This window comes from Clostridium sp. (assembly GCF_032576335.1).
Classification (GTDB): Bacteria; Bacillota; Clostridia; order Oscillospirales; family Acutalibacteraceae; genus Faecalispora.
Genome location: NZ_JAWFXC010000011.1, coordinates 26,007 through 51,855 on the forward strand (window position 1 = coordinate 26,007; position 25,849 = coordinate 51,855).

Below are 25,849 nucleotides of genomic sequence, written 5' to 3' on the forward strand. Positions count from 1 at the left end.
TTTATGTACCTACACCTTGGGCAGGACACTGTAATACAAACAAAAGATATCATCGGAATTTTTGATTTGGAGAATTCCACAATTTCAAAATATACGAGAGAATACCTTGCGAAAGCAGAAAAAGAAGGCAGAGTAGTCAATGTAAGTATGGAGATGCCGAAATCCTTTGTGCTTTGCTGCGATAAAGCAAAGCTAGTAACGGTGTATATTTCGCAGATTTCTTCCACTACACTGCTCAAACGAAGCAGGTTTATGGCGAACCTTTCAAATGTGTAACGAAAGGCCGAACAAAGGAAGAAAACAGGAAAGGAATGGCAAAAGGCGATGAAGCTACAATTACCGGTGTGCCCACATTGCGGGCAAAAGGTCGGTTATGTGAGAGCTTGGTTTTTAAAGCAGGAGGGAGAATATCGCTGCCCCAATTGCGGCGGTTTTTCCGGAGTATTTTTAAGTACCGCAGCACCTATGTTTGGTTCTGTTGCAGTTATTATTTCAGTTGTGGTTTTTTTGATACTTCGGTTTATAACAGGAGGCATGCCGTTTTATGGGGTTTTGCTTATGGCTCTGCCTTATCTATTGTTTTTTCTTTCCGCGCCATTCCTTGTCCGGTTGAGAAAACCAGGTACACGTAAGCGGCCATCTGCCCCACCCAGGGCTGGTAATCTTCCGCCTAATGCGCCGGGTAACCGACCCGGTCCTGGGCCAGATCAAAATAATTCCTTCAGACGTCTTTAATGATAACAAATTGTTGATATATAGGAGGGTTCTACTTGGAGTTTAGCGAAATGACTCAAACCGATCAGAATTACGATGAAAATCAAATACAGGTTTTGGAAGGCCTCGAGGCGGTACGTAAGCGCCCCGGAATGTACATTGGCTCAACCGGACCACGCGGGCTGCACCACTTGGTATACGAAATAGTCGATAATGCCATCGATGAAACGCTGGCAGGCTTTTGCGACCGTATTGTGGTGAAAATTTTACCGGGGAACATTATTAGTGTAGAAGATAATGGCCGTGGTATTCCAGTTGGTATTCAGCACAAAACAGGGATTCCAGCAGTTACCGTTGTGTTTACCATTCTGCATGCCGGTGGTAAATTCGGCGGCGGCGGCTATAAGGTATCCGGTGGTCTGCATGGTGTTGGTGCCTCTGTTGTAAATGCTCTTTCCGAATGGCTCGAGGTAGAAGTATATACAGAAGAAGGTGTATACTGCCAGCGCTTTGAGCGCGGCATAGCCGTTACCGAGCTTGTAAGAACCGGTGATAGTGACCATACTGGTACTATCGTGCGTTTTCAGGCGGACCCTGAGATTTTTCAGGAAAGCACCAATTATGAATACGATATTCTGCAAAATCGTTTGAGAGAACAGGCTTTTTTAAATGCGGGTGTTCACATTGAACTAGACGATGATCGTAATCCCGACCATATCATTCACAATGTGTACCAGTATGAGGGCGGTATTCGCAGCTTTGTCGAATATCTCAATAAAAAACGTTCTCTTGAAGTGATTCACAACGAGGTAATTTACTTTGATGCAGTCGCAGCAGATGACAATGCAACGGCTGAAGTAGCAATGCAGTATAACAGCAGCTACAATGAGCTGATGTTGTCTTTTGCAAATAACATACACACGACAGACGGCGGTACGCATGAGGACGGATTTAAGCGAGCCTTAACCAGAATTATGAACGATTACGCTAGAAAGTATAATATCCTGAAAGAAAACGATAAGAATCTCTCCGGTGAGGATGTTCGCGAAGGCCTGACTGTGATTATTAGTGTAAAACTGAAGGAAGCACAGTTTGAAGGGCAAACAAAAGCGCGCCTTGGTAATACAGAAGTTGCTGGCTTAGTTTCGCAGATGGTTGGCGATAAGCTGATGACGTATTTGGAAGAAAACCCAACCATTGCTCGAGCAATTTTTGATAAGGCACTTTCCGCAGCAAGAGCACGTGAGGCTGCAAAAAAGGCAAGAGAATTAGTTCGTCGTAAGTCGGCATTGGAATCTGCCGCTCTTCCCGGTAAGCTTGCGGACTGTCAATCACGTAATCCGGAAGAAACTGAAATTTACATTGTTGAGGGAGACTCTGCAGGAGGCTCTGCCAAGGGTGGACGTGACCGTAAATTCCAAGCAATTCTACCGCTTTGGGGCAAAATGCTCAACGTTGAAAAAGCAAGACTAGATAAGGTTTATGGCAATGAAAAGCTGATGCCAGTTGTAACGGCACTCGGGTGCGGTTTGGGTGAAGAATTTGATTTAAGCAAGCTGCGCTATGGCAAAATCATTATTATGGCGGATGCGGACGTCGACGGTTCGCATATTCGTACGCTGCTGCTCACATTTTTCTTCCGTTTTATGAAGCCGTTGGTGGAACAAGGGCATATCTATTTGGCACAACCGCCGCTTTATCGTGTAACTCGGGGCAAAAACCACCGTTATGCGTATTCTGATAAGCAGCGAGATGCCATAATGGCTGAGATGAGCGGAACCAATTACGATATTCAGCGCTATAAAGGTCTTGGTGAAATGGATGCGGATCAGCTTTGGGAAACAACCATGAATCCAGATACTCGCACAATGCTCCGTGTTGAAATGGAGGATGCAGCAGCAGCAGACGAAACCTTTACCATTCTGATGGGAGATAAGGTGGAACCCCGCAGACTATTTATTGAGCAAAACGCCAGATACGTTACAAATCTGGATATTTAATCGGCAAAAACCCGGTGCTTTGGGTGGCTGCCTAATAAAATTCGGGAGGAAATTCAGGGATGAATGACAATCAGCAAACACAAGAGAATTGTATGGAGCAAGCTGAGCAGGGCGAGCCTGCGGAACCTCCGCAGCAGAGCCGTTCACAAACTCTCAATTTAGTAGCGGATGAGGATGCAGCTGTGTACGAAGAGCAGCAAACAGGGGTGCGTTTTTCCTATGTTCTTCGGCAAGAAGAATTTTACGAAGCATTCCGGCGTGAGAATAAACGCAGTCCTGCATATAAAAAACACATTTTGTGGTTGGTTCTGCTGGGCGGCATTACAATTGTTTGTGTGGTGTTTGGCCTTATGTTGGGTAATTCAGGCCAATTATTCCGTGTTGCAATACTGAGTGCACTTTTTGGCTTGTTTTTATGGATTTCTCCTATTTTGCGAATGAAGGGTCTAGCAAAGCAGCTCGCTACGGGAGAAGAAATTAACGTAGCGGTTTACCCAGACGAGATTGAAGTGGAAGTTGGCGATAACCACTGGACTCTTCCACTCAATAACACAGCAAAAATGGATATGACCCCTCAACTGATATTGCTGCATAAAAACGAGAACCGGGGATTGGTGATTCCGCAGAGGAGCATTGAACCCGCCATTCGTGCAGACGTGCTGGCAATTCTTATGGCAGGAACACAAAAGTATGAATAATGCGTATCATTAAAAAATTGGTTGGGCGACCGGAAAGGAGGCAGTGAATATGGCGGAGTTATCTCGAGAAGTGCCAATTCTAAGCTTTCAGCAGCAGCTAAGTGCGGAAGACTACGCACAATCCGCTCTCATGTACGAAAACACATTGTTTCCTTTTCGTCGCTTTTGGGTACGGGCTGGCATTTGTATTTGTGCTGCCGTGCTGACTGCCTCTACTATTCCCTGGTATTTGTCCCGGTTTGCTACGGGATTTGTACCAGCATGTGCCGTTGTTTTCTTTTTGGCACTCGCGCTTTTCTTCTGGAGGGAACAGCCCAGGCGACGCTTGCACAGTGCGGTACTGCAATTTTGCAATAGCAGAATTCTACGGCTTCCCAGTAAAATTACGGTTTACAAAAGTGGAATAGAGCTTGAAAATGAAGTAGAAACCTTAAGTGAATACTGGACGGACTTTTCTGGTTGCGTTGAAGGGCAGCACTATTATGTGCTCTGGGGTGGCATGTCGCGGCCCCTTCTCATCTTAAAAAAGAGTCCTCTTACCCCAGAAGAGGAGAAAATCCTGAGCGCTCACCTGCGTAGTACATTTGCTGGGCGTTGTCGTTTGGAAAACGGCGGGAGGTTTCAATGACCCCACGGGAGCAAAGCAGCCACCAGGTAGTGGTTAGCTTTTTAATGACACGAGAGGATTATGTAAACAGCAGGCATGCTGCGGCGCGTGCCACATACCGAACAGCAGAAGGTACCATTTTACGTTGGAGCGGATTTTTGTTGGTAGTTGCAGGCATTGTAACACGCATCTTTTTTGCAACAAATACTTATAGCCGTTTCCTTTCTACCTCAATTGTACTGCTGGGTACTGTTATTGGCTTTGCCTTAGACAGCTGGCAGCCTGCACTTGTTCGCTACCAGGCGCAGCGGTACTACGATACGCACGGAGAACGCATGCTGGCGCAAACCATGCTATTTGACGAAGAAACCATATCCATTCAAACAGACCGGTATCGCGCAAAACTGCCTTACAACTATCTTTACATGGTCTATGAGGATGCGAAGGTATTTTTACTATATACAGGACAAAATGAGCTTTGGGTTCTGCCCAAGCGGGCGCTGCCCCCCTGGGACCTGGTGAAGGTACGGGAGCTATTAAAACAGAATGAAAATTACAAGCGGGAAGGTGTCCGATAAATGGAGGAAATGCAAATAAACCGGGTAATTAATGTTGACCTGGAAAAAGAGATGAAACAGTCCTTTCTGGATTATTCCATGTCGGTAATTATATCGCGTGCTCTGCCCGATGTACGCGACGGCCTCAAACCGGTACACAGAAGAATTTTGTATACCATGTTTGAAAATGGCCTGTCGCCAGAAAAGGGATACCGTAAGTGCGCAGATACAGTCGGCGCCGTGCTGGCTCGGTACCATCCGCATGGTGATGCGTCAGTTTACGACGCTTTGGTGCGTTTGGCACAGAACTTTTCTATGCGATATATGCTGGTGGACGGCCACGGTAACTTCGGTTCGGTAGACGGTGACCCGCCTGCTGCTTACCGTTATACGGAGGCGCGCCTTGGTAAGCCTGCGGTTCGCATGCTGAACGACATTGAAAAAGACACGGTTGATTTTCGGCCGAACTACGATGACCGCTTAAAAGAGCCTGTGGTTCTACCGGTTCGATTCCCCAATATTTTGGTGAATGGTTCTACTGGTATTGCCGTTGGTATGGCTACCAATATTCCGCCTCATAATATGCGGGAGGTAATCGACGGCCTTTGTTTGCTGATTGATAATCCCGAAGCAACCATGGAAGAGCTCATGGAGCACATTAAGGGGCCAGACTTCCCCACCGGCGGCATCATCATGGGCCGCAGTGGAATTCGTGCTGCTTATGGCACCGGCCGCGGCCGTGTCATTGTGCGCGCCCGCGCCGAAATTGAAGAGGAAAAGAACGGCCGCTTTAAAATCATCGTATCGGAATTGCCCTACCAGGTAAATAAGGCTCGTTTGATTGAAAACATTGCTGAGCTGGTAAAGGATAAACGCATTGAGGGTATCTCTAATATTGAAGATCACTCCGACAGAAATGGCATGCACGTTGTCATTGACGTTAAGCGCGATGCGTCTCCTCAAATTGTGCTCAATCACCTGTATACCTATACCCAAATGCAAACAACCTTTGGTGTAATTATGATTGCCATTGTAGATGGCGAGCCGAAAACATTAACACTCAAAGACATTTTGCAGGAATACATTCGCTTTCAGGAAAGCGTTATTGTTCGCCGTACTCAGTTTGAGCTGCGCAAAGCACAGGAACGTGCTCATATTTTACGCGGCCTGCAAATTGCAATTGACCACATTGATGAGGTTATTTCTATCATTCGCAGCTCGAAATCCATCCCGATGGCAAAAGAACGCCTGACGGAACGTTTTGAGTTGGATGATATTCAAACGCAGGCCATTGTGCAGATGCCCTTGGGTCGTTTGACCGGTTTGGAACGACAGAAACTGGAGGATGAGCTTGCCGCATTGATGCTTAAAATTGCCGATTTGGAGGATATTCTCTCCAATGTTCCCCGCCAGCTTTCCATCATTAAGGAAGAAGCATTGGCAGTGAAGGCAGAGTTTGGTGACGAACGACGCACTGAGATTGCAACCGTCAGTGGTGAAGTGGATATTGAAGACCTCATTCCGCAGGAGGAGTGCGTTCTCACCATGACCAATTTTGGCTATGTGAAGCGCCAAAAGGTAGATACCTACCACATCCAGCGCCGTGGTGGCCGTGGTGTGTCTGGAATGACACGCCGTGAAGAAGATGTGGCAACTGAAATGTTTGTCATCAACAGCCACGACTATGTGATGTTCTTCTCGAATTTGGGTCGTGTCTATCGCCTGAAATGCTATGAGGTACCGGAAGGTTCTCGAACCAGCAAGGGCATTAATATTGCAAATCTGCTTCCCCTGTCTTCCGGTGAAAGTGTAACCTCTATGCTTCGTGTTCCGGAGTTTGATGAAGAAAGCTACCTCGTAATGGCAACGAAGAATGGTATTATTAAACGCACCGCACTCAGTGCTTACAATACAGCACGTAAGGGCGGCGTTATCGCCATTGATCTTGACGAGGGCGATGCACTGAGCTGGGTACGCCGTACCGACGGCAGCAGTGAAATGCTTGTTGCAACGAAAAAAGGTATGGCAATTCGCTTCCGCGAAACAGATGTTAGAGCGATGGGTCGTACTGCTCGCGGTGTAAAAGCCATCACGCTCAAGGAAGGCGATTGCGTTACCGGCCTTTCCACCATTCGTGAGGGCGGTTTGGTTCTTACTGTTTCGGAAACCGGCTACGGGCGTCTTTCTCCTATTACCGATTACCGCACACAAACCCGCGGCGGTAAGGGCTTGCTTAACTATCATGTTGCCAAATATGGCGATGTTGCTTCCATTAAGGTAGTTGACCCTGAGGATGATATCATCATCATTTCTTCCGACGGTGTTATTATCCGAATTCATGCTGCTTCCATTCGTGTATGTGCTCGCCCTAGCAAGGGTGTGCGTGTTATGCGTGTGGATGGTATCGAAAACCGTGTTGTCACTCTGGCAAGAGCCCCGCACGACGATGAAGAGGAAACCGACGATTCTTTAATTGAGGATGACGGTACCGCTGAAAGCGCGGAAGATTTGGTGGAAGAAGACGTTGCTGATGAAGTAATTCCGGAAGAGGAAGAAGCTTCTGGCGACGAAGAATAAACAAACACTTGCCGTAATTTAATTCGATTTGATATGTTTGAATGTCCGCTTTTGGCAGAAATGCCGGGGCGGGCATTTTTATCGGTTTTGACATTTGTTTATACTGGTAATATAATAAAAAAGCAAAGATAAAAACACAGTCCGGTTGGTAGTCCGGGCGCGGCGAAAGCCGTCAGTAACCTGCCTCCTTGGTTGTCCGTTCTTTGTAGGGCAAATTATTAAGGAGGGTGTACAATGGAGTCCATTTGTTCCAAACTAACCGTGTTTTTTGAGTCCCCGTTTTGGGTTGGGGTTTACGAACGTGAGTGTGGCCGTGTGTATGAGGTTTGTAAAATTACGTTCGGGGCAGAACCAAAAGAGTATGAGGTATATGATTTTTTACTGAAAAATTATCATCGTCTTTTGTTTCGATCATCCCTTGGAGAAAATTCAATTTCTTCTAAAATAAAAAACCCAAAACGCTTGCAAAGAGCCATTCATCGGCAGGTTTGCCAGTCGGGTGCCGGTACAAAAGCCCAGCAGGCACTGAAAAAGGCGCAAGAAGAAACAAAAAAGGAACACAGGGTGGTTTCGGTACAGCAACGCGAAGAAGATAAATATCGCCGTTATGAGCTTCATAAAAAAAACCGAAAAGAAAAACACAGGGGCCATTAGCCCCTGTGTTTTTTTATTGGAAGCAACCGAATATAAATTTAAAAGTATAAATGCAAAATCAAATGATTGATTTTAGTGATAAAACACCTTTTCTTTTACAGTTTTATTTTAATTAAAATGAAAGTTGTATTAAACTAAAATTCATTCATAAAAAATACATAAACAGGCACTGACAAAATAAAATGATATTTTTATATAAAATGCGTATTTTTTTGAAGTTTTAAGCTGTTTTGATAATGTGTCATACGAATTTGATTATAATGTATTGACGTGGAGTTTTAACTGTGGTATTAATATATGCAAGACTTCTGTTTAAAAAATTTTTTCCACGCTTCTGCCGCCCATTCGGAGTAAAAGATTTTCACACTCTTTCTATATCTTTTTTTTGGGTGGACGGCAACCACACACAAATAAATCATGAATTTGTTTATGATTTATACATAAGACCGATCCCCGGTTTAGTAGGAAAGACCCGAAATATGTTGCAAGTATTTTTGTAACGATTGGGGTCTTTTTCTATTTTATTTACGATACAATATTGTATAAAAAATAGCTTAGGATTAGCGGTTCTGATAGGAAAGGAGAGTGGTTTTTATTGTATGACCTTGTAATCAAAAACGGGATCTTGGCGGATGGTATGCGTACCAAACCCCAAAAGGCAGATATTTGTATTGAAAATGGAATCATTAGTCAGGTATGTGAACGGTTTGAGGGAGAAGCAGAACAGGTGATTGATGCAAAAGGCCAAATCGTTGCTCCCGGATTTATCGATATTCACACGCACTCCGACGCCAGCCCTCTTATAGAGGACTACGAGCCGCAGGCAAAGCTGTTCCAAGGGGTAACACTGGAGATTACCGGAAACTGCGGAATATCTACCGTTCCAAATAATTCTGCACACCGAGAAGAAGTGAATCAATACTACCAGAAAACACTGGGATTACCAATGGGAAGCCTAGTGCTGCGAGAAGACTCCATTCTCGATGTAGCAAAACGAATTAAAAAAACACCGCCCTCTTCCCACTATGGAATGCTCATTGGCCATGGAACCTTGCGCGGTAGTGTAATGGGCTTTGACCTGCGAGACCCAGAACCTGCGGAGCTGGAAAAAATGGAGCAGGTACTCCATCATGAGCTTCAAAGCGGGGCGTTTGGTTTATCTTTGGGGCTAATTTATCCACCAAGCAGCTTTGCGGGGGTAGCAGAGTTAGTCGCCTTGGCAAAAGTAGTAAAACAGCATGAGGGAATAATGTCGGTACATATGCGAAGCGAAGGCCCCCGTATTTTTGAGGCGGTAGATGAAATGCTGGAGATTGCCCGGCAATCGGGTGTCCATTTACAGCTTTCTCATTTAAAGTTGATGGGAAAACCACAGTGGGGGCGGGCAGAAGAGCTACTTAGTAGGCTGGAAGATGCCCGTGCAGAGGGTCTCAAAATTACTTGCGATCAATATCCCTATACGGCTACTTCTACCAGCCTTACGGCACTGTGCCCCAAATGGGCATTTGATGGTGGAATGCAAAAGCTGTTGGAGCGTGTAAACGAGCCGGATCCACGCCTTCTGAATGATATTCGAGCAGAAATGGAGAATCGCGGAGGAGCCGAAGCGGTTGTAATCGTATCTACTATGAACCGAATGCCGGAGGCATGCGGCAAAAACATAGCAGAGCTATCCTCATTGTTGCATTGTTCTCCTGAGGAGACGGTTACCCGCTGTTTGGTAAAATGCCAAGGTGCTGTAAACTGCAATTATTTTTGTTTAAATCAAACAGATATGCTCCATATAATGAAGAATATGGAAATAGCAGTAGGCAGCGACGGTGTAAACTACCCTTACGATCCCCATATAATGGAGGAAAGTATACACCCCCGCAGCTATGGCACCTTCCCCCGCTTCTTGCAAACGGTGCGGGAACATAACCTTATGCCCATAGAAGATGCTGTATATAAAATGACAGGTCTACCTGCGGCTATACTCGGAATTACCGACCGAGGCACCATTGCACCGGGCAAAGTGGCAGATTTAACGGTGTTTAATCAAGAGGCGGTAAAGGACTGCTGCACTTTTTTTAACCCTTTGCAAAAGCCGGAGGGAATCAATCATGTGATTGTGGGTGGAGTCCCTGCCATCCAGAATGGGGTGCGGACAAAATCCCGAACAGGGGAATTGCTCTTTCACACGTAATTAAAATAAAAAACAGTAAGTGCCGCAGTGATTTTTACTGTGGCACTTTTCTCTCGTTTCGAATTGCTGTAAAATAGCAAGAACAGAGCTTGACTTAGAGTATACTTTATGTTGTATACTAAATGAAATACATAGATAATAAAAGAGTGGATTTTATTTCTTTTATAAGAAACGATGTGAAAAGGGAGGTTGTTACAATGGCTGCTAAAAAACTAGGTTTTGGAATGATGCGCTTACCTCTGAAGGATCAAAATGACCCGGCCAGTATTGATATGGACGCTACCTGTCAAATGGTAGATGCTTTTTTAGAGAAAGGCTTTACGTATGTTGATACAGCTTATATGTACCATGCAGGCCAAAGTGAGATTGCAGTTCGAGAGGCACTTGTAAAACGGCATGACCGAAGCTCGTTTACGCTTACCACAAAGCTGCCAACCATGTTCCTGAAAAATGAGGGTGACCAGGAGCGAATCTTTGAAGAGCAGTTGGAGAAATGCGGAGTTTCGTTTTTTGATTACTATCTTTTACATAATTTAAACGTTACTAATTATGAGGCTGTAAAACGATTCGATAGCTTTTCGTTTGTAAAACAGAAAAAAGAGGAAGGCAAAGTACACCATATCGGTTTCTCTTTTCACGATACACCAGAGCTGCTGGACGAAATATTGACAGCGCACCCGGAAACGGAGTTTGTACAGCTTCAAATTAATTATTTGGATTGGGAAAGCCATAGCATACAGTCTCGCCGCTGCTGGGAGGTTGCGAGAAAGCACGGCAAGCAGGTTCTTATCATGGAGCCGGTCAAGGGTGGTATGCTGGCAACCCTACCAGAAAAAGCAGAGAAGCTTTTAAAAGAAAACCAGCCCGAATGGTCACTGCCCTCATGGGCGATTCGTTTTGCCGCCGGGCTTGACGGTGTGATGATGGTGCTCAGCGGGATGTCTAACATGGATCAGGTGCAAGACAATACCGGTTACATGCAGCATTTTGAGTCGCTTAGCGAAAGTCAGCGCGCGCTTTTGCTTGAGGTTGTAGAGTATATTAACGAAACAATTGCAATTCCCTGTACCGCCTGTGAGTATTGTGTAAAAGGGTGTCCCAAAAACATTGCGATTCCCAAGTACTTCTCAATGTATAACATGGATAATCGCGAGAAGATTCGTACCGGTGACCCCAACCGTTGGACGATTAACGGGCTTTATTATTCGAATATGATAAAAAACTTTGGCAAAGCCTCCGATTGCATTGCATGCAGAAAATGTGAAAAAAGCTGTCCTCAGCACATAGAAATCGTCGACTGGTTGCGTGAGGTTGCCAAAACGTTTGAGCAAGCATAAGAGCGATTTTTACAAGTCATCGAAGTGAAACTATAATAAATCATGAACAAAACAAAAGAGTTTTCCACGATTATTAAGACCCTCGTGGAAAACTCTTTTTTATATTTTACCGGCACGCAACAATGCATCTATCTTTAAAATAATGGTTTGGGTTTTGGCATCCGGCAACTTATTTTCCAGTACCATTTGCACTGCCTGTTCCAGTGGAATGTGTTCTGCTTCTAAAAATTCACCTTCATCCGGTCGGCTCTCCCCTACAGTGTCTACCCGACAGAAAAAAAGACGAATAATTTCATCGCAGTAACCCGGTGACGGGAATAAATTCCCCAAGAAGTGGTAATCCTTTCCAATAACTCCCGTTTCCTCCAATAGCTCTCGTTTTCCTGCTTCCAAAGGGTCTTCCCCACGTTCCAGTTTTCCTGCAGGGAGCTCCGTTACCACTTCTTGATACGGGTAGCGGAATTGCCGCACAAACAGCAGCTCATTTTGCTCGGTAAGTGCACCCACACAAACACCGCCGGGGTGCTCCACTACTTCACGCAAAGCAGTTTTGCCATTCTCCAGCAGAGCCTCATCAATACGCAAATTAACGATTTTTCCACGGTAACGATAATCTTGTTGTAAGGTTTTTTCCGTAAGCTTCATGAATGATATCCCTCCATACCTAATCGGTGCTTTTTGTGGATTCTTAGCTTGATTATTATAGCATGAATAATTGTTTATAGCCAAGCGCAAAGCGGTAATTTGCGCAGAATGCAAATTTGATTAGCCTACCTGCGACAAAGTTCTTGGAGGAAGGTCGCTTATACTGGGATTACCAGAAAAAGGGGGTTATACAATGGAACAGCAGCTATTGCCGCCGGATTATTGCATGTTAAAACAGCAGATGCAAGAGTTGGCAAACTATCCGTTTGCGAGGGTTGGTTCAATTGGGTGCAGTATATGCAGCCGCCAAATTTACTCTTTTTCGGTAGGTAACTGTGACGAGAGGGTATTGCTTGCCGGGGCGTTTCATGGTATGGAGTGGATTACCACAATGATATTGCTTCGCTTTGCGCATAGGCTTTGCGAGTCTGTTCGTGACCACACGTTACTGGCCGGTGAAGATGTAACGGCGCTTTTAGGCAACAGAGGGGTTTGTATCATCCCCTGTGTGAATCCAGATGGAGTTGCCATCCAGCTTTGTGACCCAGAAAAGCGGTGGCAGGCGAATGCACGCGGTGTAGATATTAACCACAATTTTAATGCTGGCTGGTGCGAGCTGCGTGAGCTGGAGATTGAATCTGGCATTACCGGGCCGGGCCCTACTAGGTATGGCGGAACCTGCCCCGAGAGTGAACCCGAAACAGCTGCAATGACCCGGCTATGCAGGCGGCACTGTTTTTGCCAGGCACTTGCCTTTCACAGTCAAGGCGAAGTAATATATTACGATTTTGGTGAACATACCCCACCTTGTTCCCTTGAGATGGCACAAAGGCTGGCGGATGCAGCAGGGTACCAGGTAGAAAAGCCGGAGGGCCTGGCGGTGGGCGGCGGTTTTAAAGACTGGTTTATTGATTGTATGAGGCGTCCTGCATTTACGGTAGAGGTAGGCATGGGCCAAAACCCACTGCCAATTGAACAGTTTGAGCCTATTTATCAACAGCTGGAGCCAATGCTTGTTTTGGCGCTGCACCTTTAGCTTAAGATTCTAGTAAGATTTTTTTCAGGTTTGTGTGATTGAAAGACAAAGGATGTTGTGGTAAAGTAAATGAGCCAGCAAAACATGAAGCGTTGGGAATTTTACTTTAGAAAGGATGTCATGGTGATGAAAAGAATGAAAACAGCATCATTGCTGATCGCTTCCATAATGGTTTTTTCGGTGTTTTTTGGGTGTAATAAGAGTACGGAGAATACATCGTCTGTAACGTCAGAGCCGATTATTTCCGCTCCGCAATCGCAGGCGCCCTCAAAGGCCTCTTCGGGCTCGTCTTCGGCAGTATCTTCTGGTGCCTCCGGTACTACTTCGGGAACATCTTCTGCATCTGCCGGTCCGGATGATAAAGCGACCTCACTTAAGAACATTGTAACGAGCAACAAAGAGTTTAATAAGCTGTTTGTAAAGAACCCCATCGACAAAGCCTATTTGGCAGAGATGGAAAAGGCTTCTTCCAGTGCCGATATGATTAAGGTGAATGAAAAATACACCAAGCTCTGGCAGACAGAGATTGACTCCGGCTATAAAAAGCTGTTGGCAAAAGGTCCTGAATCCAAAAAGAAGAGCTACCAGAACCGCCAAGAGAAGTGGGTTAAAAATACACCCGATGATCTGAAAAAGATTGCAGAAAAAGCTCAAAATTCTGGTTCCACGGCGCAGCTTACTATTTCAGGTGAAACCATGGAGCATTACAGAGAGCGCGCAGCCGCTATCTACAAAAATCTGTATGCAGTGGATGCGAAATTCACCTATGCGTATACCGGCAAATAATTAACCTTTCTAAATTTCAGCCTGTTGTTTATTCAACAGGCTGATTTTTGTTCCGCAATTTCATTTATTTAAGTATGGGTATGGTTTATTTAGATTTAGGTTAGCGCGTTTCACTACAGTTCATAAAATAGAAAAATTTGCGATACTCTTTTTATCAGATTTTGGTGCAGGGTTTTATCGATTCTTTATTTTATAAGGGCGTACTGTCAAAAAGATTAAATGTAATTTGAACATAAGAAAAGACCCCAATTATGGGGTCTTTTCTTATGTTTTAAAGTTTATTTCAGATTATAGCCCTGCCTGCACCGTACCGTTTGCAGATACGGTAGCCGTATCTGCAATTAGGCCGTTAATGTTTGTTGCGGTAACAAGGCCTTGGGGTACGTTGTCTACCACCGCCAAGTAACGCCGGTCGTTAACGGTGTAATATTGCACTGTAACTGGTTTTTTAGCGGAATCATAAAAGCGGTATCGTACGGTAAAAACAGGTGACTTACTCATAGCCGTCGCTACTCCGTCAGAATCTGCATTTGCTTCTTCTAAAAGCTGAACGGCAATTACATTTTCATAATACTTTTGAAAGTTCGGTTCATACGTAACTGCTTTGCCATTGCTGGTAACGGTATAATCGAACACCTCACTGTCTTTGGTAGACTTTGTAGTATTTTTTGTGCGTGTCTTTTCAAAGGTAAAAGCTTGGTCTTCCGCCAATACATCCAACCCACTTACGTCCGCAATACTGGGAAGCTGTACGAATTTGCTTCTAAGGCTAAACAGAGTAGCATTTGCCCATACGGACGCGCTATCTTCCTGAATGGCAAAAATAGCGTCAATATCGTCTGCCATTACGTACCACAAGCCGTTTTCTACCTTGCCGGCCTTTAAGGAATGTGAGTGCTTATCGGCGGTAAAGGAGAGCGTTGTGGAAGGTGTATCTAACCCGTACTTCTTTTTTAGCTCTGCCGAGGGACGAATCGCCGTTACTTCATTCGCAGTAACGGTGGAGATGGTAGTAGCAAGCGTAGAATATTGCGTTTCATCTACCGGCAGGGTTTGTTTTCCGTCTGAAACCGTAACAAGGTTATTCTTATTGGTTATATTTAGTTGTTCGCCCAAATGGGTGTTGGTAAGCGTTATCGTTTCAATAGCGGGGGTCTCTTGCCCGCTGCTGGCATTGGTTAGGGAGTACAGTTCTTTTTTCACAAAATCTTTGGTACTGCTGAAAATCCCGCTGTCTACGGAGACGATATAAACGTTGCTGGAGTTTTTGCCTGCCATATAGTAGCCATCCGAGCCAGCGGCTTCATTGCCCAAAAGGTAATCAAAGCTTGTGCCATCCCGAAAATTGACCTGGACTTCCGCAGCGGGGTGATCCAAACCATACTCTTTTAAATTGCTGACGGTGCCAATGTTTTTAGAGGCAATCAGGCTAAAGCCGTCTTTCACTACATTTTCCGCCGCCGTTTTATACAGCGGAAGCCCCTCCAACCCTTGCACCGTGTAAGTGATTTGGTCAGATACACCGGAGGAAGTGCCAACGGTACTGGGAACAATCACAAAGCCACCATTTTTATTTTTTACCTGCATCGATTTTACATCATCAATTTGCTTGGAGAGCAGACTGATGGCGGTGTCATCCGCAACTGAGGAAGTAGTCTCCGGCTGTTTTTCGGTCATTTTTAAAGCGGCAAACACACCGGCTAGTACAATAAGCAAACCGGCGGCTGACAGTAGGTTTCTATGGAGTGGTTTCATATTATAGGTGCCTCCTCTTTAGAAAAACGACGAAGCCTGCCGCTAAAACGCAGAGGGGGATTAATACAGTAAACAGCCCAAAGCCAAGAATCACACTGGCAGCTTGTGAAAGGTTAATGTCTACCTGATTTGTTTGAACTGGTGTAACAAGCAAGCCGGTGTTAGAATCAGTTTCCCCGGTGGCGTAACGTACAAGGTCGGTAACATATTTTCCATTGCCATAGGCAGAGGCATTAATTACTCCCTCCGCAAACATGGGTGAGCTGCCTGCAACAATTACATTCTGCTTGTAGACGGTACCGTCAAGCGTCATGTTTTTCTGTGCGAGTGCTACTGTGGTGTATGCTTGCTCCTTTGCATTTTTCACTGTTTCTTCCGTAGATTTGGAGTCAACCAGATACGAAGTATTATATGAGGTTGCCATAGAATGCGTGGTGACGCCATCACGGGAGGTAAATAAAAGATTGATGGGGCTCGATTCCGGCATTACCACATTTTCATACTGAGAAACTTGCGAGTTAAGCGTTATCGTAGAATCCACATTCGTTTGTGTGAGAATAAAAGATGGGTTCGACTGCGCGATGTGTGTTTGATCTCGCTCGACTACCACTGCACGGGGTACCTCAATTCCCCATTCTTTCAGGAAAGCGGAGAGATTTGGTAATGCCTCTTGACTGGGGTAGAAGGTAATCATCAGGGAGCGGTCCGCCGTAAGCTTACCGTTCTCGAGGAACGCATCCAGCTTCTTGAGCTCCTGCGGCGTATAGTCGGTTGCTGGGGATGCAAGCATCACCATTTGTGCATTAGCGGGGATGGCATCTGTTAATATATTAAAGCTGACCGCTTCAAAATTTGCGTTCTTCAATACATTTTGCAGTGCAGAGCTATCATAAATTTCTTCATGGCCTGTTGCAAATGCAATCACTGGCAGCTTTGTACTGTTTACTTGGCTAATTGCCGAAGCCAGTGCAGTGCCAACCATGGAATACGAGCTCGCCTGCCCAGTGGTGTAATCGGTTTGCGTGTTAAATAAATCTGTAATTTGCAGTACCCGGTGGCGTTTTTCTGTACTCACCACCACACAGCCTGCGTTTAAATTCGATTCCCCGAGCTCAGAAGCATAGGTCGGGTTCTTATCAAGGTCTACGTATTTTACTGTGATGTTCGAGTTGCGCTCCTTTATTTTGTCAGACAAAATAGCAACTTGGCTGTAATTAAAGCCATAGCCGGAGTACATCACATTATCCCGCACATCATTTTCAGGACCTAATATCGTAATTGTCGTAGGGAGCTTAATTGAATCAATGACTTTGATGGCATCCTCTGTAAGTGTGTTTGTTTTTTGTGCTGAAAGGTCAAGGTTAATCGAGGGGTACCTGGTGCTGAGCATTGATACAATAACATTCAATAGAATAATTACGGCAAGAAATATGGCGGTAAACACCGTAGAGATGCCCCGGCGGCGCATCTTCTGGGACGACAACATTTTCCCAAAGCCTTTATTTTGTGTGGTGAGCTTATTTTCGGTAAGGCTGTTCTCTTGCATTGCAGCCTCTTCTTCCACTGCTTGCTCTTCTATGGCGGCCTCTTGGATCGGCTGCGTATCCGTTTTAATATCTTCTTCCTCTAACACGGGCGGCTCAACGGTCGGCTCCGTATTTTGGGGTGTCTTTTTTTCTTCACTCATTCGGTTCATCCTCCCTTCAATTCCAGCGGCGGCTTTCCAAACGCCGAGCGGTAAAGAATAAAAATACCGCTGCAACACTTAGAAAGAACACAATACTGGAGACATTGAGCACCCCTGTGGTGAAGGGGGTGTACCGGCTATTAAACGAAATCCATCCAATCAGTTTGGCGATTACGGCGTTGGAGATAGAGCCGGAGAGCTGGTCGATAATTAGCAGGAACATAGAAGCGGCAAACGTGCCAATGGCCGATATAATCTGGCTTTGCGTCAGGCTCGATATAAACACACCGATGGAAATCATTGCGGCACCGTACAGCAATGCACCAAATACGGTGCCAAGTACCGTAACCCAATTTAGGTTCGACACAAAAGAGATAACCACAGCGGGTAGCAGGCTGCCAAGCAGTGCAATGCCAAAAACGCTCACGCACGCCAGAAATTTGCCCATAACAATACCCATCACCCCAACAGGGGCGGTGAGTAGCGCTTGGTCTGTTTTATTGCGGCGGTCTTCACTCATGGAGCGCATGGTCAGTATGGGCACAATCATCATGCACCAAATAAACATGGTGCCGTAAACGCTGGTAATGTAAGAGGTGGAGCGGGCGTTCATGACCATTGCATAGTAAAAACCAAACAAGGCCAGCAGAACAGCCACACACACATAGCCTATAGAAGATGAAAAATAAGATTTTAACTCCCGTTTGTAAATTGCTTTCATTCGCTTTCTTCCCCCTGTTCTGCCAATTGACCGTCGGTAAGGCGCAAAAAGACCTCTTCCAGAGTAAGGTCGTTTGTTCGCAGTGAAAGAATTGGCCATCCCTTGCGAGCCGCCAACGCAAATAGGTCGCGGCGCAGGTCTGCCCCGGGTTCGCCCTCAACCGTAAATTCAAATACACCGGGTTCTTTTTCACCAAGCGGCTGAACCTCTTTTACATTGGAAAGGGTGCTAAGACCCTGTGCCAAGTCGTTTTCTTTGCCCTCCAAACGCACAAGCAGCTTGTGGTTGCCGGTCATTTGGTGCGAGAGCGTATCGGGTGAGCCGTCTGCCACAATATTACCTTGGTTAATCACCAGAATGCGTTCACATACTGCTTGCACCTCCGGTAAAATATGCGAGCTTAAAATAACCGTGTGATTGTCGCCCAGCTTTTTAATTAAATTGCGGATTTCAATAATCTGCTTGGGGTCAAGGCCAACGGTGGGCTCATCCAGTATTAATACAGGCGGATTGCCCAACAAGGCCTGTGCAATCCCCACCCTTTGGCGGTAGCCTTTTGATAGGTTCCCGATTAAGCGCCCGTACACATCATCAATTTTTACTAGTGAACAAATTTCTTTGATATGCTGTTCGCGGGGAAGCGATACCTTTTTGAGCTCGTACATAAAATTCAGGTATTCCTTAACGGTCATATCCATATACAGCGGGGGAAGCTCTGGCAGATACCCAATTTTCTTTTTTACCTCGTTGGGGTAATCGAGAATGTTCTGCCCGTCTACGGTAACTCTGCCGCTGCTGGCGGAAAGGTAACCGGTAATAATGTTCATAGTAGTGGATTTACCAGCGCCGTTTGGCCCCAGAAAACCTAAAATAGTGCCTTCCTCTACGGTAAAACTGACGTGATCCAGCACCGTTTTGGAGCCATACCGTTTTGTGAGGTCTTTTACCTCTATCATTACAAACGTCCCTCCTTTGAGCCATCCCCCAAAAGCGGTGCAGCACTCTGCTGACCGGTGTTTATGGGAAGACCATTAAACCTATCATATCAATGCAAGACAGTTTAAATGTAAACAAATTTTTAAGAATTTTAGGCATTCTTATGAAAAAGAGAATTCGTGGTGTTTCGTGCAATTTTTTAATTTGCTTGACGAAGCTATAAAAAAGCCCTAAAATAAAATGACATGTAAATTGATCGAAAATTTTGCAGATTTGAAAATAGGCAGAAGTTAAAAAATAAAATTGGGAGTGGTCACAGTGGCAGAAATAAAAGCATACCGCGCGCTGCGCTTTTGCACCGAACAGGCAGGCAATATCTCAGAGCTTACTTGCCCGCCCTACGATATTATCAGCGAGGAGGAGCGGCTCGCTTTTCTGGAGAAGAACCCGCACAATATTATTCGTTTAGAGCTGCCGCGGGGCGAAATGCCCTATCAGCAAGCGGGTGAGACACTATCCCAGTGGCTAAAAGAGGGAATTCTGCGCCGCGACACCCAACCAGGCCTTTATATTTATGAAGAAGAGTTCAAGGCTTATGGGGAAACTCACCGTCTGAAGGGCTTTATCTCTTTGGTAAAGCTAGAGGAGTTTTCTGCCGGTGTGGTTTTACCTCACGAAGAAACGCTCAGTAAGGCAAAGGCTGACCGTTTTGAGCTGATGAATGCGACCAACTGCAACTTCAGCCAGATTTACTGCCTGTACATGGATGAAAAGCACGATACGCTATCCCATATCGATGCTCTTTCCAAAGATACGCCACGTTATGAGTTTAGCGACGGTTCGGTTATCCACCGCCTTTGGCTGGTAAATGACCCTGTGGCGATTCGTGCAATCTGCAATGAATTCGAGAACCGTAAGCTATACATCGCCGACGGACACCACCGTTATGAAACGGCGCTCAACTACCGTAATGCGTGCCGTGATAATGGATCGGCAAACCCTGCACAGGATTATGTTATGATGATGCTGGTAGATATGCAGCACCCCGGCTTGGTTGTGTTCCCCACCCACCGCTTGGTTCGCGGCCTGGAGGGCTTTGACGCTGGAAAGTTGTTAGAGCAATGCAAAGAGCTGTTTGATGTAACGGCGATGGAGCAAAAAGATACCATAGAAGCTGTTTTAGCAGAGCAATACGCTGAGGGTAAAAAAGCTTTTGCCTTTTATACCGGCGGGGAGCAGTGGCACCTGTTGGTTCTTCGTGATCTCTCCGTTATGAAGGAGCTTCTGCCAGACAAAAGCGTGGCTTCGCAAGGGCTGGATGTTACCGTGCTGCATAGCCTAATTCTGGAAAAAATGCTCGGTATTGATAAAGAAAACATGGCACAGCAAATCAATTTAACCTACACCCGCTCCCTGCTGGAGGCAATGGATTGCGTGGAGCACGGTGAAGCGCAGTGCGCTTTTCTGCTTAACCCCACCCGGGTGGAAGAGATTCGCGATGTTGCTGCCGCAGGAGAAAAAATGCCGCAAAAATCCACCTATTTCTACCCCAAATTAATTACTGGTCTGGTCATGAATCAGCTGGAAGAATAAGAAAATTAAAGCAACCAAAGCACCCGATGAGTAGGAGCCGCGAGTTCGTTTTCGCGGCTCTCGTGTTGTGTTTATCGGCTCCTGTATGGCCGTACATTTTTCTTGAACTCACCTTTTATCTGTGCTACACTCGGTAATGAATGAGAGCCGTAAAGGAGAAGGGATTCCAATGAAAAAGGAAAAAGAAAAAAAGAAAAAACGAACCCGCATATTGGAAGAACCGGAGCGGCTACAGGGCGATTTAACACCCTTGAAGCCGCAGCCGGGCGACGCAAAGGATTCCCTCGAGTTGTTTCACCAAAAGCTGGGTGGCAAATGGAAGCCCCGCATTTTATGGGTGCTGCGAAGCGGTGAGAGCATACGCTACCGCGAGATTAAGGCGGGTATTACCGGTATAACGGATATGATGCTGAGCCAGAGCCTGCGTGAAATGAGTGCTGACGGCCTAGTGGAGCGCCGCCAATTTCAAGAGATTCCGCCAAGGGTGGAGTACCAGATAACACAATTAGGTGCAGGCGCTTTGCCGGGGTTGGAGCTTTTGGCAAAATGGATGAAAAATAATTTTAAGTGAGGATTACAAAATGTACAGCTATTGGTTTGTGATGGAGCAGAGCTTGGACAAGCTACAGGACGCCAAAGCAATTCGCCATACTGTTTTTGTGGAAGAACAAGGTTTCCGCAATGAATTCGACGAAATAGACCCCATCGCACACCATATTGTGGTGTATATTGAGAATACTCCCGTTGCAACCGGGCGGGTTTTCGCCGGTAAAGGGGAGGAATATATCATTGGGAGAATTGCGGTAGTGCGCCCTTACCGTGGGGAAGGCTTCGGCCGAATTGTAGTAGAAAACTTAGAAAATCAAGCACGCGTTCTTGGTGCAAAAGCGGTCATGCTGTCTGCCCAAACGCAGGCACGCGGCTTTTATGAGTCTCTGGGCTATGATGCGGACGGCGAGGTTTATTTGGAAGAGCACTGCCCGCATGTTAAAATGAAAAAGTGTTTGCAACCCACAATTTCTGGGGCGGATTCCCTTGACAATGCACATTATACGGTGTAGAATTAAGACCGTGATTCTATATATAGTGATATTTCGAAAAATCGAAAGATGAGAGGGAACGAAAAATGGCTGTGTCAAAAAAAACGAAAAAGGTGATTGATTCCGATACGATTTCTTCCATTATCAAGCGCAACGGTGTAACGGTGCCCTTTGATCCGGATAAAATTCGCAATGCAATTTTCAAGGCCAATATTCAGATTGCAGATGAAAGAATCAGTGACGACGCACTGAATCGCCTAACGTTTTCCGTGGTTTCTTCCATGCCTGCCGGAGAAATTCCCACTGTCGAGCAGATTCAGGATACAGTAGAAGATAAGCTGATTGCTGCGGGATATACCAAAACAGCAAAGGCCTACATCTTGTACCGTGCGGAGCATACCAAAATCCGCGAGTTGGACCAGAATCTGATGAAGATTTATGAGGACCTTACCTTTAAACCTTCCGCGGAAGCGGATTTGAAGCGTGAAAACGCAAATATCGACGCCGATACCGCCATGGGCACCATGCTCAAATACGGTTCTGAAGGCGCCAAATGCTTTTACAATACGTATGTGCTACCTCCTGAAATTGCAGAGGCACACCGCAGTGGCGATATTCATATTCACGATATGGATTTCTATGCCCTGACCGAAACCTGCTGTCAAATTGATTTGATTAAGCTGTTCCACGACGGCTTTTCCACCGGCCACGGGTTTTTGCGTGAGCCGAACGACATTCGCAGCTATGCCGCACTCGCTTGTATTGCCATTCAGGCGAACCAGAACGAAATGCACGGTGGCCAGAGCGTGCCGAACTTTGATTACGCGATGGCAAAGGGTGTTGCCAAAACGTATCGCAAGGCTTACTTTAAGGCACTTACCCAGTACCTGCACATCAAAGAGGAGCTTTCTTTAGAGGATGCTATACTTTTAGTAGGCGAAATTAAGCAATCGGTTACGGAGCCTGTCACCCTTGGCAATATGGAGCAGTACCGCGAGGTCATCAGCAGCTGGCTTCCTGAGCACCAGAGAATCCACGGTTACCAGGAAATTAGCTGGGTCTCCGCAGCTGCGGCGCATGATTATGCCCGTGAGGTTGCAACCCGTGAAACAAATGAAGCTACCTATCAGGCGATGGAAGCGCTGATACATAATCTGAACACCATGAACTCCCGTGCGGGCGCACAGGTGCCGTTCTCTTCCATTAACTATGGAACCGATACGACTCCCGAGGGCCGTATGGCAATGCGTAACATGCTGCTTGCAACGGAGCGCGGTCTTGGTGAGGGCGAAACAGCGATCTTCCCCATTCAGATTTTCAAGGTGAAGGAAGGCGTTAATTACAACGAGGGCGACCCCAACTATGATTTGTTCCAGCTCTCCTGCCGTGTTTCAGCGAAGCGCCTGTTCCCCAACTTTAGCTTTATTGACGCTCCATATAACCTGCAATACTACAAGCCCGGTCAGCCGGAAACCGAGATTGCTTATATGGGCTGCCGTACCCGTGTTATTGGCAATGTGCATGATCAGGAGCGCCAGGTGGTAAATGGCCGCGGTAACCTGAGCTTTACCTCCATTAATCTGCCCCGCCTTGGTATTTTGGCGGAAGGCGATCTTGAGAAGTTCTATACTCTGTTGGATGAACGCATCGAATTGGTTATGCGCCAATTGCTGCATCGTTTTAAAATTCAGTGTGGGAAAAAGGTATATAACTATCCTTTCCTAATGGGTCAGGGTGTATGGATTGACTCTGATAAGCTAGATGTAACCGACAGCATCGCAGAGGTACTCAAGCACGGTACACTCTCCATTGGCTTTATTGGCCTTGCCGAGACCTTGGTCGCCTTAACCGGTAAGCACCATGGTCAAAGTGAAGAATCCCAAAAGCTGGGTCTCGCCATCATTGGGCATATGAGAAAGCGCATGGATGATGAATCCGACCGTACCGGCCTGAATTGGAGCTTGCTGGCTACCCCCGCAGAGGGGCTTTCCGGCCGCTTTGTAAAGATTGACCAGAAGCGCTTTGGTAAACTGCCGGGTGTTACCGACCGTGCCTATTACACCAACAGCTTCCATGTGCCGGTGTACTACCCTATCTCCGCTTACAAGAAGATTCAGCTGGAGGCTCCCTACCACGCTCTCACCAATGCAGGCCATATCAGCTATGTAGAGATGGACGGCGATACCTGCAAAAATCTGGAGGCATTTGAGTCGGTCATCCGCTGTATGAAAGATGCCGGTATCGGTTATGGTTCGGTGAATCACCCGGTAGACCGTGACCCCGTTTGCGGGTTTAACGGAATAATCGATAATGAGTGCCCCAAGTGCCACCGCCATGAGGAGGAGGAAGGCGTTCAGTTTGAACGTATTCGCCGCATTACCGGTTACTTGGTTGGTACGACTGACCGCTGGAACAATGCCAAGCGCGCCGAAGAGCACGACCGTGTGAAGCATGGCTGCGGGTGCACCAGCGGACAATAAACACAAGGAGCGACAAACCATGCTGATGCTGTCTGGTATTGAGCCTGAGTCGATTGTGGATGGAGCGGGCATACGCTATGTCATTTTCGTGCAAGGCTGCCCTCACCACTGCCCCGGCTGTCATAACCCAAAAACCCATCCATTTAAGGGTGGTGCACCGGCAGATATTCCGGCGATTCTAGCAGAGATAAAAGAAAACCCGCTGTTAAAGGGCGTTACATTTAGCGGTGGGGAACCATTCTGCCAGGCAGAAGAGCTGGTAGAGCTTGCAAAGAAGATTCGCAGTGAACTGCCCCGTCTAGATATTACCGTGTACAGCGGTTACACGCTGGAGCAGCTGCAAGCCATGCGGGAGTCCGGTGTACAGGAACTTTTAAAGCAAGCCGATTGGTTAATAGATGGGATGTTTTTACAAGAACGGCGCGATTTAACCTTGCGTTTTCGGGGCAGTCAAAATCAGCGGATTATTGACTTGCGAGGCTCGGAACCAATCATTGTTGAATAAATGGATTCCCGCACAAGCCGTGCGGGAATTTTTTTATTCGTTTTAATTGCGGACAAGCTTTCAACAAACTGTTAACACAGTGTTGAAAACTAATTAAATTTAACTGTTAGTTGTAAAACAAACCATTGTTTCTACATACTAGGTAATAAATATATGTGCTTTTTTCTTACATTGTAGACTGGATTTAATTGCAAATATATGGTAATATGTATTTTCAATTTTCATTTTAATATGTATTTATTAAAAATATTAAGAATTAAAATTTGTCTACTATTTGTAAAGGAAAGTGATAAAGAATGGGTCAAATTTTTCAAAACATGAATGAGGATTATATTGAAAAGCATTATCCCAATCGCTCTGTGTTTGAGGCGGTTGCTAAAACTACCAAAAAGGTAAGCATTGGAGTTTATGCTTTTTTTGGAATTGTACTTGCGGGTTGCCTTGCTGGCATCGGATGGTCGGTAAACACAATCAATGCATACAAGCAAAGTGGAGACACCGAGATGGCAGATGTAGGCATGATTATCTGCATTGTTTTTGCTGCATTTGCCCTCATCTCAGCACTCGCTATTATAATAACGGTTATGCGCGCAAAAAGAGGAGCCGAAGACTGGATTAAGAAAAGTGCAAGCAATAGCAAGCTAACAGAATCAGAAATCCGTGAGTTTGAGCAGCAAGCAATGGCGTCAGACAGCTATATTCTAAAAATGCAGGATGCTATCGATTCGGTAATGTCTGGTGCAAAAGATGGAATCTTAACAAGAGATTTTATTTATCTGGCAGACATAAATCTAACGGTAATCCGCTGTAAAGACCTTGTGAGTGCGTGTTTAACGGACATGGTGATTTATATTGGTGAGCAGCATAATCGCAGACCGGTACATTACCTAGGCATTCAATTGCTTTCAAAGAATGGAGCACATTCGTTTGCAGAGGTTTCACCCGAGGTAGGAAATGCGCTGGTTGAATTGCTATTACAAAAATACCCCACGATTAATACGTGCGATGGTCGTATTTTGACCGAAAAAGAGTATGACGAATATAAGAAAAGCGAATTAGCAAAAGTTTAATTCATTTAAATGGAGTGAAGGTGAAATTCCTTCATTCTTTTTTTGTAAAGAAAAATTTTCTGCTGGCGCAGGGCTTTGCCCCTCATGCCAGAGGCTTTTGCTTTTCAAAAAGAAAGAATTTGCTTGAAGAAGTTTTGCGCTAAGGCGCAGGGAATTCTGCTGGCGCAGGCTTTGCCCCTCATGCCGGGGCGGGCACCTACTTTCACGAAAGGGTGAAAGTAGGCAAAGGCCTTCCAAAGGGAGAGTATCGATTCTCTCCCTTTGGA

Annotated in this window: 23 protein-coding genes; 18 read left to right on the plus strand and 5 right to left on the minus strand. The window is 45.8% G+C overall.

All coding sequences use genetic code 11. The features are described 5' to 3' along the window. The first annotated feature begins 3 nt into the window (after positions 1–3). From remB to E7L17_RS12070, 10 genes are all read left to right on the plus strand, one after another. Positions 4–276, plus strand: coding sequence for an extracellular matrix regulator RemB (gene remB, locus E7L17_RS12025; protein ID WP_316323401.1), 273 nt, complete (start codon positions 4–6; stop codon positions 274–276). Positions 277–311: 35 nt separating this feature from the next. Further along, a complete protein-coding gene (locus E7L17_RS12030; protein ID WP_316323402.1) occupies positions 312–632 on the plus strand; it encodes a hypothetical protein in 321 nt (106 codons plus the stop codon). Between the two features lie 138 nt (positions 633–770). Next, on the plus strand, positions 771–2,714 hold the full coding sequence (gene gyrB / locus E7L17_RS12035; protein WP_410470668.1) for a DNA topoisomerase (ATP-hydrolyzing) subunit B: 1,944 nt from the start codon (positions 771–773) through the stop codon (positions 2,712–2,714). 59 nt (positions 2,715–2,773) lie between these two features. After that, positions 2,774–3,412 (plus strand): hypothetical protein, encoded by a 639-nt coding sequence (locus E7L17_RS12040; RefSeq protein WP_316323403.1) that lies wholly within the window; start codon positions 2,774–2,776, stop codon positions 3,410–3,412. A gap of 49 nt (positions 3,413–3,461) precedes the next feature. Beyond that, a complete protein-coding gene (locus E7L17_RS12045) occupies positions 3,462–4,040 on the plus strand; it encodes a YcxB family protein (protein ID WP_316323404.1) in 579 nt (192 codons plus the stop codon). Next, the gene (locus E7L17_RS12050) at positions 4,037–4,597 is read left to right on the plus strand and encodes a YcxB family protein (RefSeq protein WP_316323405.1); all 561 of its coding nucleotides are present in this window, start codon (positions 4,037–4,039) and stop codon (positions 4,595–4,597) included. Before E7L17_RS12045 ends, E7L17_RS12050 begins: the two co-directional genes overlap by 4 nt. Then, entirely contained in the window at positions 4,598–7,153 is a 2,556-nt protein-coding gene (gyrA, locus tag E7L17_RS12055) for a DNA gyrase subunit A (protein WP_316323406.1), read from the plus strand. Between the two features lie 234 nt (positions 7,154–7,387). Continuing rightward, positions 7,388–7,807: a YjdF family protein gene (locus tag E7L17_RS12060; protein ID WP_316323407.1), complete on the plus strand. Its 420-nt coding sequence runs from the start codon at positions 7,388–7,390 to the stop codon at positions 7,805–7,807. Positions 7,808–8,402: 595 nt separating this feature from the next. Next, positions 8,403–9,992, plus strand: a complete 1,590-nt coding sequence (locus tag E7L17_RS12065) for a D-aminoacylase (protein WP_316323408.1) — start codon at positions 8,403–8,405, stop codon at positions 9,990–9,992. 197 nt (positions 9,993–10,189) lie between these two features. Then, on the plus strand, positions 10,190–11,329 hold the full coding sequence (locus tag E7L17_RS12070) for an aldo/keto reductase (RefSeq protein ID WP_316323409.1): 1,140 nt from the start codon (positions 10,190–10,192) through the stop codon (positions 11,327–11,329). 99 nt (positions 11,330–11,428) lie between these two features. Here the strand turns inward: E7L17_RS12070 and E7L17_RS12075 are convergent, their stop codons facing one another. Further along, positions 11,429–11,974 (minus strand): NUDIX hydrolase, encoded by a 546-nt coding sequence (locus E7L17_RS12075; RefSeq protein WP_316323410.1) that lies wholly within the window; start codon positions 11,972–11,974, stop codon positions 11,429–11,431. Between the two features lie 193 nt (positions 11,975–12,167). Here E7L17_RS12075 and E7L17_RS12080 point away from each other — a divergent pair, with 193 nt between their 5' ends. Then, a complete protein-coding gene (locus tag E7L17_RS12080; RefSeq protein ID WP_316323411.1) occupies positions 12,168–13,010 on the plus strand; it encodes a M14 family metallocarboxypeptidase in 843 nt (280 codons plus the stop codon). Between the two features lie 126 nt (positions 13,011–13,136). Further along, positions 13,137–13,796, plus strand: a complete 660-nt coding sequence (locus E7L17_RS12085; protein ID WP_316323412.1) for a lysozyme inhibitor LprI family protein — start codon at positions 13,137–13,139, stop codon at positions 13,794–13,796. 288 nt (positions 13,797–14,084) lie between these two features. Here E7L17_RS12085 and E7L17_RS12090 read toward each other — a convergent pair whose 3' ends face one another. From E7L17_RS12090 to E7L17_RS12105, 4 genes are read right to left on the minus strand one after another with little or no spacing between them, the layout of a single operon-like run. After that, positions 14,085–15,551 carry a DUF4340 domain-containing protein gene (locus E7L17_RS12090; protein WP_316323413.1) on the minus strand — a complete coding sequence of 489 codons (1,467 nt, stop codon included), beginning with the start codon at positions 15,549–15,551 and terminating at the stop codon, positions 14,085–14,087. 1 nt (position 15,552) lies between these two features. Beyond that, complete coding sequence (locus E7L17_RS12095; RefSeq protein WP_316323414.1) at positions 15,553–17,238, minus strand: GldG family protein; 1,686 nt, start codon at positions 17,236–17,238, stop codon at positions 15,553–15,555. Positions 17,239–17,254: 16 nt separating this feature from the next. Next, positions 17,255–17,959 carry an ABC transporter permease gene (locus tag E7L17_RS12100; RefSeq protein ID WP_316323415.1) on the minus strand — a complete coding sequence of 235 codons (705 nt, stop codon included), beginning with the start codon at positions 17,957–17,959 and terminating at the stop codon, positions 17,255–17,257. Then, positions 17,956–18,915, minus strand: a complete 960-nt coding sequence (locus E7L17_RS12105; protein ID WP_316323416.1) for an ABC transporter ATP-binding protein — start codon at positions 18,913–18,915, stop codon at positions 17,956–17,958. Before E7L17_RS12105 ends, E7L17_RS12100 begins: the two co-directional genes overlap by 4 nt. 298 nt (positions 18,916–19,213) lie before the next feature. Here E7L17_RS12105 and E7L17_RS12110 point away from each other — a divergent pair, with 298 nt between their 5' ends. The 6 genes from E7L17_RS12110 to E7L17_RS12135 all read left to right on the plus strand — a co-directional run bounded on the left by E7L17_RS12110 (position 19,214) and on the right by E7L17_RS12135 (position 25,583). Then, a complete protein-coding gene (locus E7L17_RS12110; protein ID WP_316323417.1) occupies positions 19,214–20,488 on the plus strand; it encodes a DUF1015 domain-containing protein in 1,275 nt (424 codons plus the stop codon). A 169-nt stretch (positions 20,489–20,657) separates the two neighbouring features. Further along, positions 20,658–21,059: a helix-turn-helix domain-containing protein gene (locus tag E7L17_RS12115; RefSeq protein WP_316323418.1), complete on the plus strand. Its 402-nt coding sequence runs from the start codon at positions 20,658–20,660 to the stop codon at positions 21,057–21,059. Between the two features lie 10 nt (positions 21,060–21,069). After that, positions 21,070–21,549 carry a GNAT family N-acetyltransferase gene (locus tag E7L17_RS12120; RefSeq protein WP_316323419.1) on the plus strand — a complete coding sequence of 160 codons (480 nt, stop codon included), beginning with the start codon at positions 21,070–21,072 and terminating at the stop codon, positions 21,547–21,549. A gap of 65 nt (positions 21,550–21,614) precedes the next feature. Next, positions 21,615–24,008, plus strand: coding sequence for an anaerobic ribonucleoside triphosphate reductase (locus E7L17_RS12125; RefSeq protein WP_316323420.1), 2,394 nt, complete (start codon positions 21,615–21,617; stop codon positions 24,006–24,008). 19 nt (positions 24,009–24,027) lie between these two features. Continuing rightward, positions 24,028–24,513: an anaerobic ribonucleoside-triphosphate reductase activating protein gene (nrdG, locus tag E7L17_RS12130; RefSeq protein WP_316323421.1), complete on the plus strand. Its 486-nt coding sequence runs from the start codon at positions 24,028–24,030 to the stop codon at positions 24,511–24,513. Between the two features lie 296 nt (positions 24,514–24,809). Continuing rightward, positions 24,810–25,583: a hypothetical protein gene (locus E7L17_RS12135; protein WP_316323422.1), complete on the plus strand. Its 774-nt coding sequence runs from the start codon at positions 24,810–24,812 to the stop codon at positions 25,581–25,583. Positions 25,584–25,849 lie beyond the last annotated feature (266 nt).